Here is a 1,424-nt window from a genome sequence, read left to right as displayed (position 1 = left end):
GAAACCCCCGGAAATGGTGAACATGTCCAGCAACGCCCAGCAGACCAACGGCAACGGCAACCCCCACGCCACCCCCCGCACCCGCACCCTCGGCAACAAGCTCGTCGGCCCGGGCCACCCCGTCTACGTCACCGGCGAGATCGGCATCAACCACAACGGCGACCTCGACAACGCGTTCGCCCTCATCGACGCCGCAGCCGAGGCCGGCTGCGACGCGGTCAAGTTCCAGAAGCGCACCCCGGAGATCTGCACCCCGCGCGACCAGTGGGACCTGGAGCGCGACACCCCCTGGGGCCGGATGACCTACATCGACTACCGGCACCGCGTCGAGTTCGGCGAGGACGACTACCGCGCCATAAGTGAGCACTGCGCCGAGCGCGGCATCGACTGGTTCGCCTCCCCGTGGGACGAGGAAGCCGTCGCCTTCCTGGAGAAGTTCGACGTGCCCGCGCACAAGGTGGCCTCCGCGTCGCTGACCGACGACGACCTGCTGCGTGCCCTGCGCGCCACCGGCCGCACGATCATCCTCTCCACCGGCATGTCCACCCCCAAGCAGATCCGGCACGCCGTGGAGGTGCTGGGCAGCGAGAACATCGTGCTCTGCCACGCCACGTCCACCTACCCGGCCAAGGCCGAGGAGCTGAACCTGCGGGTCATCCACACCCTCCAGGACGAGTTCCCCAACGTCCCGATCGGCTACAGCGGCCACGAGACCGGCCTGCAGACCACCCTCGCCGCCGTCGCGCTCGGCGCCGTCTTCGTGGAGCGGCACATCACCCTCGACCGCGCCATGTGGGGCTCCGACCAGGCCGCCTCCGTCGAGCCGCAGGGCCTCCAGCGCCTGGTGCGGGACATCCGCACCATCGAGGAGTCCCTCGGCGACGGCGTCAAGAAGGTGTACGACAGCGAGCTGGCTCCTATGCGGAAGCTGCGCCGCGTCAAGGGTGTCGTCGCGGAGGAAGCCGAAACCGCGCAGAACCGCGAGCCGGTGACGGTCTGACGTCTGACGCAGCAACCCTGCCGCCCGCCCGAGCGGGCAACCCCGCAACCCCCACAGCGGAACGGAGCGTATGCGCACATGTCCCGTAGCCGCTCCGCACAAGGAGCGATGAGCCGCTCCCTCCAAGGAGCCACAGCGCCCCAGGCGCAGCCCGCGGGCCTCGGCAGCCCCTCCCAGGGGGTCGCAGCCCCCAAGCCGCGGCCCGCGGGTGCGGGCTCCCCTCACGGAGCCGCGCCCCCCGAAGCGCCCCAGGCGCACCCCGCAGGCACCGGCGGCCCCTCCCAAGGAGCCCAAGCGCCCCAGGCGCAGCCCGCGGACCTGAGCTCTCTCGAAGGAGCCGACGGGGCCGAAACGCGCCCCACTGCGTCGAGTTCCCCACAAGAAACCGAACCACCCGGGGCGCACCCCGCAGGCACCGGCGGCC

The 1,424-nt window shown here is 71.3% G+C and carries 1 protein-coding gene; it reads left to right on the top strand.

Annotated features, from left to right (window positions below; genetic code table 11):
• The first annotated feature begins 22 nt into the window (after nt 1–22).
• Nucleotides 23–1,000 (top strand): N-acetylneuraminate synthase family protein, encoded by a 978-nt coding sequence (locus tag ITI46_RS34440; protein ID WP_209243981.1) that lies wholly within the window; start codon nt 23–25, stop codon nt 998–1,000.
• Nucleotides 1,001–1,424 lie beyond the last annotated feature (424 nt).

It is taken from the genome of Streptomyces oryzae, assembly GCF_017676365.1.
Classification (GTDB): domain Bacteria; phylum Actinomycetota; class Actinomycetes; order Streptomycetales; family Streptomycetaceae; genus Streptomyces; species Streptomyces oryzae.
The sequence above is the reverse complement of the archived record's forward strand: the minus strand, read 5'-3'. Positions and strand labels throughout refer to the sequence as shown.